General features: G+C 63.0%; 2 protein-coding genes. Both read left to right on the top strand.

What is annotated here, in order from left to right:
• The coding region (gene glyS, locus EOA27_RS33880) for a glycine--tRNA ligase subunit beta (protein WP_127258448.1) at positions 1-1,557 on the top strand (1,557 nt) is incomplete at its 5' end.
• 141 nt (positions 1,558-1,698) lie between these two features.
• Positions 1,699-1,977, top strand: coding sequence for a hypothetical protein (locus EOA27_RS33875; RefSeq protein WP_245467172.1), 279 nt, complete (start codon positions 1,699-1,701; stop codon positions 1,975-1,977).
• Positions 1,978-2,008: the final 31 nt, after the last annotated feature.

Raw genomic sequence — 2,008 nt, 5'->3', positions numbered from 1 at the left:
GGCCTGCTGGAGGAAGTCTCCGGTCTGGTCGAATGGCCGGTCGTGCTGATGGGCGAATTCGAGCGGGATTTCCTCGCCATTCCGGGCGAAGTCATCCGCCTCACCATTCGCGCCAACCAGAAATGCTTCGTCACCCGGCCGCAGGGCGCCGGCGAGGATCTCTCGAACCGCTTCATCCTGGTCGCCAACATCGAGGCGAACGATGGCGGCAAGGAGATCGCCTATGGCAACGGCAAGGTGGTGCGGGCGCGCCTGTCCGACGCGCTCTATTTCTGGAAGACCGACCAGAGCGGCCTGCCGGACCTCGACCAGCTCGCGGAATCGGCGGCGAAGTTCGGCCTGGATCTGAAGAAGCCGCTCGACCAGCGCATGGCGCGGCTCGACCACCTCAACGTGACCTTCCATGCCAAGCTCGGCACGCAGGGGCAGCGCGTTGAGCGCATCAGGCGGCTCGCGCAAGAACTGGCCCCGATCGTCGGCGCTGATAGCGCTTTGGTCGCCCGCGCGGCCGTGCTCGCCAAGGCCGATCTGCAGACCGAGGTGGTAGGCGAGTTCCCCGAACTGCAAGGGGCCATGGGTCGCAAATACGCGCTTCTGCAGGGCGAGGATGCATCCGTAGCCGCGGCCGCCGAGGAACACTACAAGCCGCAGGGTCCTTCCGACCGCGTGCCGACCGATCCGGTGTCGGTTGCCGTCGCGCTTGCCGACAAGCTCGATACGCTGACCGGCTTCTGGGCGATCGATGAAAAGCCTACGGGCAGCAAGGATCCGTTCGCTCTGCGCCGAGCAGCACTTGGCGTGGTCAGGATCCTTATAGAGAACCGTATCCGTCTGGCGTTGACGTCCCTCTTCGCCAAGGCCTTCGCGAACTTCAAAGGCGGCACAGATCAGTCGTCCGATCTCCTCGCCTTCTTCCACGATCGCCTGAAGGTCTATCTGCGTGAAAGCGGTGCACGCCATGACTTGATCGATGCCGTGCTGTCAGCGGGTTCGCGCCCAATCTCTCCCCTTGTGGGGGCGATGTCGGCGAAGCCGACAGAGGGGGGCGCTGTCCCGCCGGCCTCACATTCTGTCGCGCCCCCCTCTGCCCTGCCGGGCATCTCCCCCACAAGGGGGGAGATCGGCCAATCGCCGAACGACGATCTCCTTCAGATCGTGCGTCGCGTCGAGGCGCTGGGCTCCTTGCTCGACACCGACGAGGGCAAGAACCTGCTCGCCGGCACCAAGCGCGCCGCCAACATCCTGGCCGCCGAAGAGAAGAAGAAAACGCTGGTCGCCGAGACCGTTGAGCCGGCTCTGTTCCGCGAAGACGCGGAAAAGAAGCTCTATGCCGCGGTGAATCAGGCCGAGAAGGAAGCCGGCCAAGCGATTCAAAACGAAGATTTTTCCGCCGCCATGCTGGCGCTTAGCGTGTTGCGCGAACCGGTTGATTCATTTTTTGAAGGCGTTCTCGTGAATGATGAGGACCAGGCCGTGCGCGCCAACCGCCTGGCGCTGCTTGCCCGCATCCGCGCCGCCACCGACCAGGTCGCGGATTTTTCAAAAATCGTCGGCTGACGGCTCGAAACGTCGCACATTTGGACCTACCCGCATCCGCTAGGATGCGGGTAGGCTTCAACAATTTTGCGCTCGAAAATTAGTACCCCGGAGCCGGCTTACAGTCATACGGCGATGACCTCCGCGTGGGAGAACCGATGCATGTCGCCCGGAACTGCGCAGCGGTTCCGGGACAACGACATGCATCAGACAAAAGACGTTCCCCAAACACGGAGGCATGCCATGAATTCCGTTGACGATATCGACCTGATTGAAGAGACCCCGGCCGCCGCCGAGGCCGTCGAACCCGCTTCCGACGACATCCTCGACCATGCTGCCGCCGCGGCGGTCGAAGCCACGGACCTGTCCGAGTACGATGAGGAAGACCGCGAGGATGAAGACGGCGACGACGAAGACGACGATAAGGAAGAAGCGGCCTGAGCCGTCTGCAGTCGTTTGAAGAATGAAGGGC

It is taken from the genome of Mesorhizobium sp. M2A.F.Ca.ET.037.01.1.1, from assembly GCF_003998075.1.
GTDB lineage: Bacteria > Pseudomonadota > Alphaproteobacteria > Rhizobiales > Rhizobiaceae > Mesorhizobium.
This window is presented reverse-complemented; position numbering and strand designations above follow the sequence as displayed.

Excerpts from the sequence above, each read along its gene's own strand:
- EOA27_RS33875 (WP_245467172.1), top strand. The coding sequence starts at position 1,699 with ATGTCGCCCGGAACTGCGCAGCGGTTCCGGGACAACGACATGCATCAG.